General features: G+C 71.7%; 13 protein-coding genes and 1 riboswitch. Of the genes, 10 read left to right on the forward strand and 3 right to left on the reverse strand.

Annotated features, from left to right (window positions below):
- Window positions 1-120 precede the first annotated feature (120 nt).
- The 3 genes from C6N31_RS23255 to C6N31_RS23265 all read left to right on the forward strand — a co-directional run bounded on the left by C6N31_RS23255 (window position 121) and on the right by C6N31_RS23265 (window position 2,961).
- Window positions 121-936 (forward strand): ABC transporter ATP-binding protein, encoded by an 816-nt coding sequence (locus C6N31_RS23255; protein WP_138357484.1) that lies wholly within the window; start codon window positions 121-123, stop codon window positions 934-936.
- Window positions 926-1,810, forward strand: a complete 885-nt coding sequence (locus C6N31_RS23260; protein WP_164293661.1) for an ABC transporter permease — start codon at window positions 926-928, stop codon at window positions 1,808-1,810. Before C6N31_RS23255 ends, C6N31_RS23260 begins: the two co-directional genes overlap by 11 nt.
- 122 nt (window positions 1,811-1,932) lie before the next feature.
- Window positions 1,933-2,961: an ABC transporter substrate-binding protein gene (locus C6N31_RS23265; RefSeq protein WP_198358088.1), complete on the forward strand. Its 1,029-nt coding sequence runs from the start codon at window positions 1,933-1,935 to the stop codon at window positions 2,959-2,961.
- 33 nt (window positions 2,962-2,994) lie between these two features.
- Here the strand turns inward: C6N31_RS23265 and C6N31_RS23270 are convergent, their stop codons facing one another.
- Together C6N31_RS23270 and C6N31_RS23275 are read right to left on the reverse strand one after the other, a co-directional pair.
- The gene (locus tag C6N31_RS23270; RefSeq protein ID WP_138357487.1) at window positions 2,995-3,906 is read right to left on the reverse strand and encodes a ferredoxin family protein; all 912 of its coding nucleotides are present in this window, start codon (window positions 3,904-3,906) and stop codon (window positions 2,995-2,997) included.
- Between the two features lie 260 nt (window positions 3,907-4,166).
- Window positions 4,167-6,617, reverse strand: a complete 2,451-nt coding sequence (locus tag C6N31_RS23275) for a DNA gyrase/topoisomerase IV subunit A (RefSeq protein ID WP_198358089.1) — start codon at window positions 6,615-6,617, stop codon at window positions 4,167-4,169.
- Between the two features lie 193 nt (window positions 6,618-6,810).
- Between C6N31_RS23275 and C6N31_RS23280 the strand changes: the two genes are divergently transcribed.
- The 4 genes from C6N31_RS23280 (at window position 6,811) to C6N31_RS23295 (ending at window position 11,680) form a co-directional block, all read left to right on the forward strand.
- Window positions 6,811-8,169: a M16 family metallopeptidase gene (locus tag C6N31_RS23280; RefSeq protein WP_138357489.1), complete on the forward strand. Its 1,359-nt coding sequence runs from the start codon at window positions 6,811-6,813 to the stop codon at window positions 8,167-8,169.
- The gene (locus C6N31_RS23285) at window positions 8,166-9,557 is read left to right on the forward strand and encodes a M16 family metallopeptidase (RefSeq protein WP_138357490.1); all 1,392 of its coding nucleotides are present in this window, start codon (window positions 8,166-8,168) and stop codon (window positions 9,555-9,557) included. Before C6N31_RS23280 ends, C6N31_RS23285 begins: the two co-directional genes overlap by 4 nt.
- 255 nt (window positions 9,558-9,812) lie before the next feature.
- A riboswitch (cyclic di-AMP (ydaO/yuaA leader) is annotated at window positions 9,813-9,970 on the forward strand.
- A gap of 15 nt (window positions 9,971-9,985) precedes the next feature.
- On the forward strand, window positions 9,986-10,828 hold the full coding sequence (locus tag C6N31_RS23290) for a M23 family metallopeptidase (RefSeq protein ID WP_138357491.1): 843 nt from the start codon (window positions 9,986-9,988) through the stop codon (window positions 10,826-10,828).
- 150 nt (window positions 10,829-10,978) lie between these two features.
- On the forward strand, window positions 10,979-11,680 hold the full coding sequence (locus C6N31_RS23295; protein ID WP_164293664.1) for a GntR family transcriptional regulator: 702 nt from the start codon (window positions 10,979-10,981) through the stop codon (window positions 11,678-11,680).
- 122 nt (window positions 11,681-11,802) lie between these two features.
- Here the strand turns inward: C6N31_RS23295 and C6N31_RS23300 are convergent, their stop codons facing one another.
- On the reverse strand, window positions 11,803-12,084 hold the full coding sequence (locus tag C6N31_RS23300) for an HPr family phosphocarrier protein (RefSeq protein ID WP_138357493.1): 282 nt from the start codon (window positions 12,082-12,084) through the stop codon (window positions 11,803-11,805).
- Between the two features lie 180 nt (window positions 12,085-12,264).
- Here C6N31_RS23300 and C6N31_RS23305 point away from each other — a divergent pair, with 180 nt between their 5' ends.
- The 3 genes from C6N31_RS23305 to C6N31_RS23315 are packed head-to-tail and all read left to right on the forward strand — an operon-like array spanning window position 12,265 to window position 16,859.
- Window positions 12,265-15,048: a bifunctional acetate--CoA ligase family protein/GNAT family N-acetyltransferase gene (locus C6N31_RS23305; protein ID WP_198358090.1), complete on the forward strand. Its 2,784-nt coding sequence runs from the start codon at window positions 12,265-12,267 to the stop codon at window positions 15,046-15,048.
- A gap of 27 nt (window positions 15,049-15,075) precedes the next feature.
- Complete coding sequence (locus C6N31_RS23310) at window positions 15,076-15,660, forward strand: DUF5998 family protein (protein ID WP_138357495.1); 585 nt, start codon at window positions 15,076-15,078, stop codon at window positions 15,658-15,660.
- Window positions 15,660-16,859 (forward strand): alkaline phosphatase family protein, encoded by a 1,200-nt coding sequence (locus C6N31_RS23315; RefSeq protein ID WP_198358091.1) that lies wholly within the window; start codon window positions 15,660-15,662, stop codon window positions 16,857-16,859. Before C6N31_RS23310 ends, C6N31_RS23315 begins: the two co-directional genes overlap by 1 nt.
- The last annotated feature ends 40 nt before the right edge of the window (window positions 16,860-16,899 follow it).

Genomic DNA, 16,899 nt, shown 5'->3' on the forward strand with positions numbered 1-16,899 from the left:
CCGTTTCGCTTTCGTTGTGCGGGAGCGAGCAAAACGAGCAGAACAGCGGTTGTGAGCAGAAGGCGCCCTGTGCTCACAAGGCTGCCGCCACGACCCGGGCCGCGCCTAGCGTCCCGCCCCATGAGCAGTCAAACGAGTCCCGCCATCGAGTTGCGGGGAGCGAGCAAGGCGTTCCGGACCCCGTCCGGGGCGCTGCACACCGCCGTACGTGATCTGGACCTGACCGTGGAGCGCGGCGAGTTCGTCGCGATCGTCGGACCGACCGGATGCGGCAAGTCCACGACGCTGACCCTGGTCAGCGGCCTGGAGGAGCCGACCGAGGGCGAGGTGCTGGTGGCCGGCGAGCCGGTCCGCGGCATCGGCGACAAGGTCGGGTTCGTCTTCCAGCAGGACGCCGTCTTCCCCTGGCGCACCGTGCTGTCCAACGTGATGGCCGGTCCGCGCTTCCGCGGCACACCCAAGGCCGAGGCGAAGGAACGGGCCCGCGAATGGCTGGCCCGGGTGGGCCTGACGTCCTTCGAGGACCGCTATCCGCACCAGCTGTCGGGCGGCCAGCGCAAGCGCGTCGCGCTCGCCGCGACCTTCGTCAACGATCCCGAGATCCTGCTGATGGACGAGCCCTTCTCGGCGCTCGATGTGCAGACCCGGGCGCTGATGTCGGACGAACTGCTGGACCTGTGGGCCGGCACCGGCTCCTCCGTCGTGTTCGTCACGCACGACCTGGAGGAGTCCATCGCCCTCGCCGACAAGGTCGTGGTCATGACGGCGGGACCCGCGACCGTCAAGGAGGTCTTCACGATCGACCTGCCACGGCCGCGCAAGGTCGAGGAGGTCCGGATGGAACCGCGGTTCCTGGAGATCTACCGGGAGATCTGGTCCTCGCTGGGCGAAGAGGTCCGCATCACCCGCGAGAGGGGAGCCGGCAATGCAGCCTGAAACCGCCGTCGCCGACACCGTCACCACCAAGGACCGGCCCGCCAAGGCGTCCACCGAGCGCACCCAGGCCAGGGCGCGGGCCGCCCGCAACCGCCGGGTCCTGGTCTACGGGACCCGTCTGCTGCTGCTCGTCGCCGTGATCGGCCTGTGGGAGTGGTTCGCCCGCGCCGGGATCATCGATCCGTTCAACTTCTCGATGCCGTCGAAGATCTGGGACCAGATCCGTGAGTGGGCGCTGCACGGCACCGCGCAGGGCTCCTTGTGGGAGCAGATCTGGTACACGCTCTACGAGGCGCTCTTCGGCTGGATCATCGGCGTCATCGCCGGTGTGCTGCTGGGCATCGCGCTCGGCCGGGTCCGCTTCCTGGCGGACGTCCTCGGCCCGTACATCAAGGTCCTCAACGCGCTGCCGCGCATCGTGCTGGCGCCGATCTTCCTCATCTGGTTCGGCCTCGGCCCGGCCTCGAAGGTCGCCTCCGCGGTCGTCCTGGTCTTCTTCCCGGTCTTCTTCAACGCCTTCCAGGGGGCGAGGGAGGTGGACCGCAACCTGGTCTCCAACGCCCGGATCCTCGGCGCGAGCAACCGCCGGGTGACGCTGCAGGTGGTCATCCCGTCCGCCACGTCATGGATCTTCACCAGCCTGCACGTCTCGTTCGGTTTCGCGCTGATCGGCGCCATCGTCGGCGAGTACATCGGCGCGACCAAGGGCCTCGGCCTGCTGGTCTCCGCCTCGCAGGGCACCTTCAACGCGGCCGGGGTGTACGCGGCCATGGTGATCCTCGCCGTGGTGGCACTGCTGGCCGAAGGGCTGCTGACGTTCGGCGAGAAACGGCTGTTCCGCTGGAAGCCGGCGGAGCCAGGCACCGAACGCTGACATCCGATCGACCGGGATCCGGACGCGGGGACCCCGCGGACGTGAGCCCGGTCCCGCGAGACCCGAACACCCGGATCCCCGTACCCCCTCCACTTTCTCCACCCCCTCACAAGGACGTGAACATGCGCAGCATGGCCAGAATCTCCGCGGCCGCGGTCGCCGGAGCGCTCGCCCTCACCACCCTCACCGCCTGCGGCGGCGACTCCTCGGCGGCGGGCGACAACGGCAAGGTCAAGATCATGGTGGGCGGCCTGGACAAGGTCATCTACCTGCCCGCGATGCTCACCCAGCAGCTCGGCTTCTTCAAGGCCGAGGGCCTCGACGTCCAGCTGCTCACCGAGCCGGCCGGCGTGCAGGCCACCACCTCGCTGGTCTCCGGCGATGTGCAGGGCGTCGTCGGGTTCTACGACCACACCCTCGACCTGCAGGTCAAGGGCAAGATCATCGAGTCCGTGGTTCAGCTGGCGCAGGCCCCCGGCGAGGTCGAGGTGGTCTCCACCAAGGCGGCCGGCGACATCTCCTCGGCCAAGGACTTCAAGGGCAAGAAGCTCGGCGTGACGGGCCTCGGATCCTCCACCGACTTCCTCACCAAGTACCTCGCCGTCAAGAACGGCGTCGACGTCAGCGACTTCACACCCGTCGCCGTCGGCGCGGGCCAGACGTTCATCGCCGCCCTGCAGCAGGGCTCGATCCAGGGCGGTATGACGACCGACCCGACCGTCGCGCAGATCCTCGACAAGGGCATCGGCAAGGTGATGTACGACATGCGCACTCCTGAGGGCTCGAAGGCGGCGCTCGGCGGCCTCTACCCGTCGTCCAGCCTCTACATGAGCACCGACTGGGTGAACAGCCACAAGGCGACGGTGCAGAAGATGGCCAACGCCTTCGTCAAGACGCTCGGCTGGATGTCCACGCACACCCCGGAGGAGATCGCCGCGAAGATGCCGGCCGACTACGCGCAGGGCGGCAAGGAGCTGTACGCCCAGGCGATCAAGGCCACGCTGCCGATGTTCACCAAGGACGGCGTCATGCCGGCCGACGGGCCGCAGACCGTCGAGAAGGTCCTCAAGGCCTTCAACCCGACCCTGCAGCACGCCACGGTGGACCTGGAGAAGACCTACACCTCGGAGTTCGTGAAGAAGGCCGGCTGATCCGCACCCCGTCCGGCCCCCGCGCCGCCGCTGTCAGCGGCCCCCGGCCACCGCCCTGATCCCCGTGACATCCATCCGGGCGGGCGAGCCGAGGGCCGCTCCGCAGCTCTCCGGGCGCGGCGGCAGCGCCGCGGACCCGGTGACGCCGACGTCCCAGGCCCGGCCGTCGGCGTGCGTCACCCGCACCGTCCAGGACGGCGCCGAGCCGTCCGTGCGCGTCACCACGAGCGCTCCCGCCCGGACCTCGCCGGTCAGGGAACGCACCGCGAGGTCGGCGGCCTGGCCCGGCCGGTCCCAGGCGGAGGCGCCCCGGCAGCCGTCGAGCGTGATCCGGTGGTCGCGGGCCGCCTTGAGCACTCCGTGCGCCAGGTCCGCGTCGACCCGCCCGTAGGCGTAGCCGGACGGCAGGACGAGCATGGTGGGGGCGAACCGGTGGCCGCCGATATGGGTGATCTCCCAGACGTCGCTGACGCCCTCGGCCGCCAGCCGCGCGGCGAGCGGGCGGCCGTACAGGGCGCAGCAGCGGTCACGTTTGCCGTTGGTGCAGACGAGCGCGACCGGCTCGTGGTGCGGCTCGCCGAATTCCTGATGCGCCCCGGCGCCCAGCGCCGGGAAATCCAGCTCCAGCAGGGCGGCGGGATCGTCGATCACGTCCTGCCGGACCCAGGACCGCCCGGGAACCACATGGGCGACGAGCACGTGGTGCCGGGACGGGACGTGGCAGTCCGCGTGGCGTCCCGGACGCCGGATCAGCGCGACCCTGACGCCGGTGCCGTCCGCGGCCTTCTCCAGGGCCCGGCCCACCACCGGATCCAGATGGCTCGCGGTGAAGGCCTTCGCGCCCCAGGGACCGGGCTGTTCGAGCAGGAGCCATGTTCTGGCGGTGGCGGCGGTGGCGGCGAGCGGTTCGGCCAGCTCCGCCGAAGCGTTCGTGCACGTACTCACACAGGGCAGCCTAACCGGAGCGCGACAGGGCGCGGCACCGATGGTGCCGCGCCCTGTTCGCTCGCTCCCGGGTGAACCCGGTGCCTAGGGCGTGTTGCGAGAGTCCCGCCGGGCCCACGACGCCTGGCACGCGCCCTCGCTGCGTTGTCGGGCTCGTCCAAGTACTCCAGTACGAGGACGACCCTCCGCCTTGCGAGCGCACGCACCAGACGCCGTGGGCCACGCCCTCCGGGCGAACAGCGCTCCTTTCGACACACGCCCTAGACCGGTCCGGCCACCACCGTGATCGGCTTGGCCAGCGCCACCCCTGAACCGTCCCTGCGGGGGTCCTTCGGGGGAAGGTCGGCGGGCAGGCCCGTCGCCGTCGCGGCGCGGGCCGGGACCGCGCCCGCCCAGGCGAGCACCAGACCGTCCTCACCGCGCAGGAAGCGCTGGCAGCGCACCCCGCCGGTTGCGCGGCCCTTGCGCGGATACTGCTCGAACGGGGTGAGCTTGGCGGTGCCCTGGACCGAACCGTCGAGCGTTCCCTCGGCACGGGCCACGGTGAACACCACCGCGTCCACGGCCGGGTCGACGGCCGTGAAGGAGATCGCCTTCGCCCCGTCGGTCAGCTTGATGCCGGTCATGCCGCCCGCCGGGCGCCCCTGGGGGCGCACCTGCGAGGCCGGGTACCGCAGCAGCTGGGCGTCGTCGGTGATGAAGACCAGGTCCTCCTCGCCGGTGCGCAGCTCCACGGCGCCCACGACCCGGTCGCCGTCCTTGAGGCCGATGACCTCGAGATCGTCCTTGTTCGCGGGATAGTCCGGGACCACCCGCTTGACGATGCCCTGTTCGGTGCCGAGCGCGAGACCGGGGGAGGACTCGTCGAGCGTCGTCAGGCAGAGCACCCGCTCGCCGGTCTCCAGGGACAGGAACTCCGAGACGGGCGCGCCGCCCGCCAGGTTCGGCGCCCCCGCCGTGTCCGGCATCATCGGCAGGTCGATCACCGTGAGCCGCAGCAGCCGGCCGGCGGAGGTGACCGCGCCGACGTCGGCGCGCGCGGTGGTCGGCACCGCGGAGACGATCACATCGTGCTTGGCCCGCTTGCCCTCGCCGTCGTCGAACTCCTCGCCGTTGGCGGTCCGCGCCAGCAGCCCCGTCGAGGACAGCAGCACCCGGCACGGGTCGTCGGCGACCTCCAGCGGGACGGCCGAGACCGGCGCGCCCGCCGACTCCAGGAGGACGGTGCGGCGGTCGGTGCCGTACTGCTTGGCCACCGCCGCGAGCTCGTTGGAGACCAGCTTGCGCAGCTCGGCGTCCGAATCCAGGATCACCGTGAGCGCCTCGATCTCGGCGTTGAGCCGGTCGCGCTCGGACTCCAGCTCGATGCGGTCGAACCGCGTGAGCCGGCGCAGCGGGGTGTCCAGGATGTACTGGGTCTGGATCTCGGACAGCGAGAAGTGGGCGATCAGCCGTTCCTTGGCCTGCGCCGAATTGTCACTCGACCGGATGATCGAGATGACCTCGTCGATGTCGATGAGGGCGACGAGCAGGCCGTCGACCAGGTGCAGCCGGTCCCGGCGCTTGGTGCGGCGGAACTCGCTGCGCCGCCTGACCACCTCGAAGCGGTGGTCGACATAGACCTCCAGCAGCTCCTTGAGGCCCAGCGTGAGCGGCTGCCCGTCGACCAGCGCCACGTTGTTGATGCCGAAGGACTCCTCCATCGGCGTCAGCTTGTAGAGCTGCTCCAGCACGGCCTCGGGGTGGAAGCCGTTCTTGACCTCGATCACCAGGCGCAGGCCGTGCGACCGGTCGGTGAGGTCCTTCACATCGGCGATGCCCTGGAGCTTCTTCGCGCCGACCAGGTCCTTGATCTTCGCGATGACCTTCTCCGGGCCGACCGTGAACGGCAGCTCGGTGACGACCAGGCCCCTGCGGCGCGGCGAGGTGTCCTCGACGGCCACGGTGGCACGGATCTTGAACGTGCCACGGCCGGTCTCGTACGCGTCCCGCACCCCGGCCAGGCCGACGATCCGGCCGCCGGTGGGCAGGTCGGGACCCGGCACGAAGCGCATCAGGGTCTCGAGGTCCGCGCCCGGATGCTTGATCAGGTGCCGGGCGGCGGCGATGACCTCGCCGAGGTTGTGCGGCGGCATGTTCGTCGCCATGCCGACCGCGATCCCCGACGAGCCGTTGACCAGCAGGTTCGGGTAGGCGGCCGGGAGCGTGACCGGCTCCATCTCCTGACCGTCGTAGTTGGGCGAGAAGTCGACGGTGTCCTCGTCGATGGACTCCACCATCAGCGTGGCGGCCCCGGCCATCTTCGACTCGGTGTAACGCATCGCGGCGGGCGGGTCGTCGTTGCCCAGGGAGCCGAAGTTCCCGTGCCCGTCGACCAGCGGCAGCCGCATGGAGAACGGCTGCGCCATCCGCACCAGGGCGTCGTAGATGGAGGCGTCGCCGTGCGGATGCAGCTTGCCCATCACCTCGCCGACGACGCGGGCGCACTTCACGTAACCGCGGTCGGGGCGCAGCCCCATCTCGTTCATCTGGTAGACGATGCGCCGGTGCACGGGCTTGAGCCCGTCGCGGGCATCGGGCAGGGCGCGCGAGTAGATGACCGAGTAGGCGTACTCGAGGAAGGAGCCCTGCATCTCATCGACGACGTCGATGTCGAGGATGCGCTCCTCGAAGTCGTCGGGAGGAGGGGTCTTCGTGGTGCGGCGGGCCATCGCGGCTGCTGCTCCTTTTCCTGGACCTGAGCGGGACTGACGCGGACCATTGTGGACCGGCTCACTGACAGTGGTGACCACCGCCCGGCACAAGCGTGCCGTTAGCGGGAACTTCGCGTGGTGTCGGCACGCTTGCCTAGAGTGTCAGCACTCGACCAAGACAAGTGCACGCGACCGGAAGGACAGCTTGCCCATGGGTCTCACGGCCACGTCGGACGGCACACAGCCGCAGGACTCCGACGGCCTGACAGCAACCGAACACCGCTTGGCGAACGGCCTGCGTGTGGTGCTCTCCCAGGACCACCTCACCCCGGTCGCCTCGGTGTGCCTCTGGTACGACGTCGGTTCCCGTCATGAGGTGAAAGGCCGGACCGGACTGGCCCACCTGTTCGAGCACTTGATGTTCCAGGGCTCGTCCAGTGTGAAGGGCAACGGTCACTTCGAGCTGGTCCAGGGCGCCGGCGGTTCGCTCAACGGCACCACCAGCTTCGAACGCACCAACTACTTCGAGACGATGCCGGCCCACCAGGTGGAGCTGGCGCTGTGGCTCGAGGCCGACCGGATGGGCAGCCTGCTCACCGCGCTCGACGAGGAGAGCCTGGAGAACCAGCGCGACGTCGTCAAGAACGAGCGCCGCCAGCGGTACGACAACGTGCCGTACGGCACGGCCTTCGAGCGGCTGACCGCGCTGGCCTACCCCGACGGCCACCCGTACCACCACACCCCGATCGGCTCGATGGCCGATCTGGACGCGGCCTCCCTGGAGGACGCGCGGGCGTTCTTCCGCACGTACTACGCGCCCAACAACGCGGTGCTGGCCGTGGTCGGCGACATCGACCCCGAGCAGACGCTGGCCTGGGTCGAGAAGTACTTCGGCACCATCCCCGGCCACGACGGCAAGCCCGCCCCCCGCGACGGATCACTGCCCGACGTGATGGGCGGACAGCTCCGCGAGATCGTCGAGGAGGACGTGCCCTCGCGCGCCCTGATGGCCGCGTACCGGCTGCCGCACGACGGCACCCGGGAGTCCGACGCCGCCGACCTGGCGCTGACCGTGCTCGGCGGCGGTGAGTCGTCCCGGCTGCACAACCGGCTGGTGCGGCACGACCGCAGCGCCGTGGCGGCCGGGTTCGGCCTGCTGCGGCTGGCCGGCGCGCCGTCGCTCGGCTGGCTGGACATCAAGGCGTCCAGCGGCGTCGAACTGGCCGACATCGAGGCCGCGGTCGACGAGGAGCTGGCCCGTTTCGCCGCCGAGGGGCCCACCCCGCAGGAGATGGAACGGGCCCAGGCCCAGCTGGAGCGCGAGTGGCTGGACCGGCTCGCGACGGTCGCCGGCCGCGCCGACGAGCTGTGCCGTTTCGCGGTGCTCTACGGCGACCCGCAGCTGGCGCTCAGCGCCGTCCAGCGGGTGTTGGAGATCACTGCCGAGGAAGTGCAGGCCGTCGCCGCGGCCCGGCTGCGCCCCGACAACCGAGCCGTCCTGGTCTACGAGCCCACCGGCTCGCCCGACGAGGCGGCCGACGAGACCGAGCAGGAAGGCGCGGACCAGTGACCGACGTCGCCGCGACCATGACGTTCCACCCCCAGCCGCAGCCGGGCGCCCCCAAGCCGTGGGCCTTCCCGGCCCCCGACCGGTCGACGCTCGGCAACGGGCTGACCGTGCTCACCAGCCACCGTCCCGGCCAGAAGGTCGTCGCGGTGGAGGTGCTGCTCTCGGCGCCGCTGGACGCCGAACCCGAGGGCCTGGACGGGGTGGCCACGATCATGGCCCGCGCGTTCTCCGAGGGCACCGACAAGCTCACCGCGGAGGAGTTCGCCGCCGAGTTGGAGCGCTGCGGCGCCACGCTCGACGCGCACGCCGACCACCCGGGCGTGCGGGTCTCGCTGGAGGTCCCGGCCTCCCGGCTGGACAAGGCCCTCGGGCTGCTCGCGGACGCCCTGCGCGCCCCCGCGTTCCCCGACAGCGAGGTCGAGCGGCTGGTCAACAACCGGCTCGACGAGATCCCGCACGAGCTGGCCAACCCGGCCCGCCGCGCCTCCATGGCGCTCTCCGCGGAGCTGTTCCCCGCCGATCTGCGCTGCTCCCGCCCGCGCCAGGGCACCGAGCAGACGGTGGCGAGGATCGACGCCGCGGCCGTCAGGGCGTTCTACGAGGCGTACGTGCGTCCCGCCACCACCACGGCCGTCGTCGTCGGTGATCTGACCGGTATCGACCTGGTCGCGCTGCTGGACGAGACGCTCGGCGAGTGGACCGGCTCGACCGCGGAGCCCCGCCCGCTGCCGCAGATCACCGCCGACGACACCGCGCGCGTGGTGATCGTGGACCGGCCGGGCGCGGTGCAGACCCAGCTGCTGATCGGCCGTACCGGCTCCGACCGCCATGACCCGGTCTGGGCGGCCCAGGTGCTCGGCACGTACTGCCTGGGCGGCACCCTGACCTCCCGGCTGGACCGGGTGCTGCGCGAGGAGAAGGGCTACACGTACGGCGTGCGGGCCTTCGGCCAGGTGCTCCTGTCCACACAGGAGGGGACGGGCGCCTCGCTGCTCGCCATCAGCGGCTCGGTGGCCACCGAGGTCACCGGACCCGCGCTCGCCGACGCCTGGCAGGTCATCCGCACCCTGGCGGCCGAGGGGCTCACCGACGACGAGCGCGATGTCGCCGTGCAGAACCTCGTCGGGGTGGCTCCGCTGCGCTACGAGACGGCGGCGGCCGTCGCCGGCACGCTCGCGGACCAGGTCGAGCAGTTCCTGCCGGACGACTTCCAGGCCCAGATGTACGCGCGGCTGGCGCGGACCGGCACCGTGGAGGCGACCGCCGCGGTGGTCAGCGCCTTCCCGCTGGAACGCATGGTCGTCGTCCTCGTGGGCGACGCCTCGGCGATCGAGGGACCCGTCACGGAGCTGGGACTCGGCCCGGTGAAGGTCATCGCGGCCGGCTGACCGGCCTCCGGCGGCGGCCGTCCCCTACCGGGGACGGGTGGACGGCCCTCCTCGCGGGCGCCGTCCCGATGCGCGGCGGAACCCTGGCGCACCCCTTGGGGCGCCGGGGTTCCGGGCGTTTTGGATCTCTATCGGCCCGCAAACCTCCCTTGTGGCGAACGCAACAAATCACCTGATCTGTTTGCCGTAACCGACGCGGTCCGATTAGCGTCCTGCTCTGCTGTCCGTCACCATCCGCCGCGACCAGCGGCAACCGGGCAGTGATCGCCGAGTCCCCGTCAGCGCGAGCCTGGGGAGCCGGGGACCCACGTCCCTGGGGTGAATCGGGCCGTCCTCACCACACGAGGCAGCCCGTAGGAGACCTTCCTGCTCCGAACCCGTCAGCTAACCCGGTAGGCGAGAAGGAAGGAAAGGATCTCGCCGTACCCATGGCGTTCACTGTTCTGCCCGCGCCCAGCGGGAAGCACCGCCGTCCCCGTCGTGCCGCACTCCGCACCGGGACCACCCTGGCCGGCGTAGCCGTTCTGACCGCAGCCGGCACCTTCGGCGCCACCGCGGCCACCGCGCTCTCCACCCCGGAACGCGCCGTCGTTCCCAACACCATCGAGGACACGTCGTTCGCTCGCGCCCTCGACGCCTCGGAGGGCCTCACCAACTCCCTCGCCGCCCAGGCCGCCGCCCAGCACAAGGCGGCCGACGAGACGAAGCGCAAGGCCGCCGAGGCCAAGCGGAAGGCCGATGAGGCCAAGCGCGTGGCCCAGGCCGCCGAGGCCGCCAAGAAGAAGGCCGCCGCCGAGGCGAAGATCAAGGCAGAGCGCGCCGCCGAGGCCCGCGCCGCCCGTGCCGCGGAGGAGCGGAGGAAGCTCAACTCCTTCGTGCTGCCCGTCAACAGCGGCATCGGCACCGGCTACAAGGTCCCCGGCTCCATGTGGTCCTCCGGCTACCACACCGGCGTCGACTTCACCGCGTCCACCGGCACCCCGGTCCACGCCGTGGGCGCCGGCACCGTCGTCACCGCGGGCTTCGACTCGGCCTACGGCAACAACGTCGTGATCCGGCACAGCGACGGCATCTACACGCTGTGCGCCCACATGTCCTCGCTCAGCGTGTCGGTCGGCGAGACCGTCACCACCGGCCAGCAGATCGGCCTGTCCGGCGCGACCGGCAACGTCACCGGACCGCACGTGCACTTCGAGGCCCGCACCACGGCCGACTACGGCTCGGACATCGACCCCGTGGCGTACCTCCGCTCGCACGGCGTCTCCATCTGATCCACCCGAGACCAGCACCCCCGTCCCCCTCGAAGGCCCCGGCTCCCCGTCGGGGCCTTCGTGCTGTCCAAAAATAATCCATGAATTCTGGACTGCGGTCGGAATCCTGGTTGTGCTGGAATAGAGTCGCCGAAGAATACGGGGAAAAGAATGGAGACCGGCGATGCGGAATCGGATGTGAACGGGACGGACGGCGCGGGGCGTCGTATCTCCGCACAGGTCGTGTGCACCGCGATCCGTGACGACATCGTCGGCGGTTTCTATCCGCCGGGCAGCCGGCTGACCGAGGAGCTGCTGGCGAGGCGGTACGGCGTCTCCAGGGTCCCGGTGCGTGAGGCGCTGCGCACCCTGGAGTCGGAGGGGTTCGTCCGTACCCGCCGGCACGCGGGCGCCTCCGTCGCGGAGCCGACGGAGCAGGAGGCGGCCGACCTGCTGGAGATCCGCGGCCTCCTGGAGCCGCTGGGGGCCGCCAGGGCCGCACAGCGGCGCACGGACGCCCACCTCAAGGTGTTGCGCGGGCTGGTGCGGCTGGGCCAGGAACGTTCCCAGCAGGGCCAGCTGTCGGATCTGCCGTCCCTGAGCGGCTGGTTCCACGAGACGCTCGCCCAGGCCTCCGGGAGCCCCACCCTGGCCGCGCTGCTCACCCAGCTGCGGCACAAGATCGCCTGGGTGTACGGGGAGGGTGACCCCGGCCGGGCGGTGGAGTCCTGGGAGGAGCACGGCGCGATAGTCGACGCCGTGGCCCGCGGCGACGCGGAACGGGCCCGGAAGATCTCGGCCGGGCATGTGGAGCGCGCGGTCGCGGTGAGGACTCCGAAACACCCTGTATACGCGGCGCGGCGGCGGAATTAACAATGGCGCCGTATACAAGTGGGCAGAATTATCGTGGCCCTGAATAAAGAAAGGCGGGGCCGCGTTATCCATTCGGACAACGCGGCCCCGCCGAATTCCTGCACGGGCCTACGCCCATGGGCTCAGACGGCTTCGGGGAGTTCCTCGAGGCCCTCGGAGACCAGCTTGGCCAGCCGGTCGAGCGCGGCGTCGGCGCCATCGGCCTCCGACGCGAGCACGATCGGCTCGCCGCCCTGCGCGCCCAGGCCGAGCACGGCCAGCATCGAGGCCGCGTTGACGGCGTTGCCGTCCGCCTTCGCGATGGTCACCGGGACGCCGGCGGCGGTCACCGCGCGGACGAAGAGTGAAGCGGGGCGGGCGTGCAGGCCCTCGGCCCAGCCGACGGTGACACGGCGCTCAACCATGGTGTAGCCCTTCAGGTCGTTCCTGTTGTCTAGACCAGTCTCGCACGGGCGGAAGACTGCTCAGGCACCTCGACGCAGTTCAGCCTGCCCGCTGCGATGACCCCACGCTATCCGGGCACACCCGGACAGCAGCCCGGTCAGCAAGGCGCGCCCGGACACCTGTCCGCATACCCTGGCCCCATGACGACTCCGGCCCCCCGCCCGTATCCGGTGCACTGGGAAGCGGACGTCGTCCTGCGCGACGGCGGCATCGCCCACATCCGGCCCATCGGGCCCGGCGACGCCCAGCGGCTGGTGGACTTCTACGAGCAGGTCTCCGACGAGTCGAAGTACTACCGCTTCTTCGCGCCGTACCCCCGGCTCTCCGACCGCGACGTGCACCGCTTCACCCACCACGACTACGACGACCGGGTGGGCCTGGCCGCCACCATCGGCGACGAGTTCATCGCCACCGTCCGCTACGACCGCATCGACGCGGAGGGCCGGCCGGCCAGCGGGGACGCCTACCGGGCCGAGGTGGCGTTCCTCGTCCAGGACTCCCACCAGGGCCGCGGGGTGGCCTCCGCGCTGCTGGAGCACATCGGGGCGGTCGCCCGCGAGCGCGGCATCCTGCGCTTCATCGCCGAAGTGCTGCCCGCCAACCGCAAGATGGTCAAGGTCTTCACCGACGCGGGCTACACCCAGCAGCGCAGCTTCACCGACGGCGTCGTCCACCTCGAACTCGACCTGGAGCCCACCGAGGCGTCGGTCCAGGTGATGCGGGCCCGCGAGCACCGCGCCGAAGCCCGGTCGGTGCAGCGGCTGCTCACCCCCCGGTCGGTGGCGGTGATCGGCGCGGGCCGGCGGCCCGGCGGCGTCGGCCGCACCCTGCTGCGCAACCTGGTCGCGGGCGGCTTCACCGGCCGGGTGCACGCGGTCAACCGCTCGTTCCCCGAAGGCGAGAGCACCCTCGACGGCGTCCGCGCGCACCGCACCGTCGCCGGGATCCCCGAACCCGTCGACCTGGCGATCATCGCGGTGCCCGCCGAGAACGTGCCCGCCGCCGTCGCGGCCTGCGGCGAACACGGCGTCCAGGGGCTGGTCGTGGTCACCGCCAGCTACGCCGAATCCGGCCCCGAGGGCCGGGAGCGGCAGCGCGAACTGGTGCGCCAGGCCCGCTCGTACGGCATGCGGGTCATCGGCCCCAACGCCTTCGGCATCGTCAACACCGCGGCGGGCGTACGCCTCAACGCCTCGCTCTCGCCCGAGGTCCCGGCCACCGGACGGCTCGGGCTGTTCACCCAGTCCGGCGCGATCGGCATCGCGCTGCTCTCCGGACTGCACCGGCGCGGCGCCGGCCTCTCCTCGTTCGTGTCGGCGGGCAACCGGGCCGATGTCTCCGGCAACGACCTGCTGCAGTTCTGGCAGGACGACCCGGACACCGACGCGGTCCTGATGTACCTCGAATCCTTCGGCAACCCGCGCAAGTTCACCCGGCTCGCCAAGCGGACCGCCGCGAGCAAGCCCGTCGTGGTCGTCAAGGGCGCCCTGCACTCCGGCACCACCCCGGCCGGGCACGCCGTGTCCCCGACCCGGATCCCGGACAGCACGGTGTCCGCGCTCTTCCGGCAGGCCGGGGTGATCCGCGTCGACACGGTCACCGAACTCCTGGACGTGGGCCTGCTGCTCTCCTTCCAGCCCATCCCGCGCGGCGGCCGGGTCGCGATCCTCGGCAACTCCGACTCCCTCGGCCTGCTCACCTACGACGCGGCGCTGACCGCCGGGCTGCGGCCGATCGCGCCGATCGACCTCACCACCTCGGCCGGGCCCGACGACTTCAGGACCGCGCTCACCGCGGCACTGGCCGACGACAGCAGCGACGCGGTGGTCGTCACCGCCATCCCCCGGGTCGGCTGCGAGGACGCCCCCGACCCCGAGTCCGGCGACGACCCCGCCCTCGCCCGCGCGCTGCGCGCTGCCGCGGCCGGCTCCGGCAAACCCGTCGTCGTCGCCCATCTCGCCCTGGAGACCATGGCCGACCGGCTGGGCGCCCCGGTCCCGGAGGCCGCGTCCGACGGGGCCGAAGCCGCTGCGGACGGGAGCGCCCAGGCGCGGGTTCCCGCGTATCCCGCCGCCGACCGTGCGGTGCGGGCGCTGGCGGAGGCGGTGGAGTACGCGCGGTGGCGGCAGGGGGCCGAGACGCCCGGCCGGGTGCCGCAGTTCACGGACATCGAGGAGAGCGCGGCGGCCGCCGATGTGGCACGGCTGCTGGACGCGGGGGAGACCGAGGGCGAGCACGGCGTCGTCCTCGACGAGGCGGCCGCCGCCGCGCTTCTGGGGCGTTACGGGATCACCGTGCGGTCCGCGCTGCCCGCGCCCGGGATCGCCGCGGCGCTGGCCGCCGCGGGGCGGCTCGGCTACCCGGTGGCGCTCAAGACGACGGCGCCGCACCTGCGGCACCGGGCCGACCTCGGCGGGGTCCGGCTCGACCTCGCCGACGAGGGCGATCTGCGGCGGGCCTACGAGGAGCTGACCGCGCGGCTCGGCAAACCGGAGGAGCTGCTGCTGGTGGTGCAGGCGATGGCACCGCGCGGGGTGGACACCGTCGTCCGCGCCACGGTCGACCCGGCGGTCGGCGCCGTGCTCTCGTTCGGCCTGGCCGGAGCCCCCTCGGAGCTGCTGGGGGACACCTCGCACCGGCTGGTGCCGGCCACCGACCGGGACGCCGCGGAACTGGTGCGCTCCATCAAGGCCGCCCCGCTGCTCTTCGGCTGGCGCGGCAGCGAACCGGTGGACACGGCGGCCCTGGAGGAGCTGCTGCTGCGGGTCTCGCTGCTGGTCGACGACCTCCCGGAAGTGGTCGCCGTCGACCTGGAGCCGGTGGTCGTCGCAGCCCACGGCCTCACGGTGCTGGGAGCATCCGTCCGGCTCGACCGGCCGCCCGCCAGAACCGATCTCGGACCACGCGCACTGTCGTCCTTCTGAGCGGTACCCGCCCTTAAGATGGACCCCATGGCGAAGACCGGTATGACGACCCAGGGCCTGCGCACGGCCATCGAGCGCAGCGGCTACTACCCGGCCCTGGTGGCCGAGGCCGTCGAGGCAGCGGTGGGCGGCGAACCGGTGGCGTCGTACCTGGTCCATCAGGAGACGACGTTCGACGCGAACGAGGTGCGCCGGCATGTGACGGTGCTGGTCATCACCGACCACCGCTTCATCGTGAGCCACACCGACGAGCAGGCCGCCGACGACACGTCCCCGACCCCGTACGCGACCACCTCCACCGAGTCCGTGAAGATCGGCCGGATCTCGTCCGTGGTGGTCAGCCGCGTGGTGGCCAACCCCGAGGCGTACGTACCCGGCACGCTGCCGCGCGAGGTCGTGCTGACCATCGGCTGGGGCGCCGTCAGCCGGCTGGACCTGGAGCCCGCCGCCTGCGGCGACCCCAACTGCGACGCCGACCACGGCTACACCGGCTCCTCGACCGCCGACGACCTGTCACTCCGCGTCAGCGAGGCCGGCGACGGGCCCGACGCGGTACGCCAGGCCCTGGCCTTCGCGCAGGCGCTCTCCGAGGCGACGGCGGCCGACCGCTGATGGTGCACGCCGTACCCGCTTACGACCCCGCGCCACTGGATCCGCGTACCGCACCGGCACCGCTCTACGGCACCGCTTCGCTCTGCGACCTCTTCCCCGCGGCCACCGCCGGGCTCGCCGTCCCCGGGATGCCCGTCACCGGCCTCGAACTGGCCCCCGCCGACCGCGTCTGCGTCTTCCTGGTCGACGGCATGGGCTGGGAACTGCTGCGCGCGCACCCCGAGGAGGCGCCCTTTCTCGCCTCCCTGATGCACACCTCGACCGGCGGCACCGGGCAGCCGCTCACCGCGGGCTTCCCGTCCACCACCGCGACCTCGCTCGCCTCGGTCGGCACCGGCCTGGCGCCGGCCCGCCACGGGCTCGCCGGCTACACCGTCCTGGATCCGTCCTCCGGCCGGCTGATGAACCAGCTGCGCTGGCAGCCCTGGACCGATCCGCACGTGTGGCAGCCGTACCCCACCGTCTTCCAGCTCGCCGACGCCGCCGGGGTCGAGACGTGCCAGGTGTCCTCGCCGAACTTCCAGCACACCCCGCTGACGAAGATCGCGCTCAGCGGCGGCACCTTCCACGGCCGGCTCACCGGTGACGAGCGGATGGACCTGGCGGCCGACCGGCTCGGCGCCGCCGACCGGACGCTCGTCTACACGTACTACAGCGAGCTGGACTCCATGGGCCACCGGCACGGCGTCGACTCCGACGCCTGGCGCGGCCAGTTGATGATGGTCGACCGGCTCGCCCAGCGGCTGGCCGAGCAACTCCCGCCGCGCTCCGCGTTGTACATCACCGCCGACCACGGCATGATCGACATCCCGTTCGACGACGAGTCCAGGATCGACTTCGACGAGGACTGGGAGCTGAGTGCCGGCGTCGCCGTCCTCGGCGGCGAGGCCCGCGCCCGCCATGTCTACGCCGTGCCGGGCGCCGCTGCCGACGTGTACACGGTGTGGAGCGAGGTGCTCGGCGAGCAGATGTGGGTGGCCACCCGCGAAGAGGCCGTCGCGGCAGGCTGGTTCGGCCGCCCCGGCGACCCCGTCGACGAACGGGTGCTCGGCAGGATCGGCGATGTGATCGCCGTGGCCCGCGACGACATCGCGGTCATCGCGAGCCGCACCGAGGCGGGGGAGTCCCAGATGGTCGGCCTGCACGGCTCGATGACCCCCGTCGAGCAGCAGGTACCGCTGCTCGAAGTACGTTCCTGACCCGCAGCGCAGCCCCTCCTCCGTCCTGCTTCCCGAAAGG

Origin of the sequence: Streptomyces fildesensis, from assembly GCF_016107395.1 — a bacterium.
GTDB classification, from domain to species: Bacteria; Actinomycetota; Actinomycetes; order Streptomycetales; family Streptomycetaceae; genus Actinacidiphila; species Actinacidiphila fildesensis.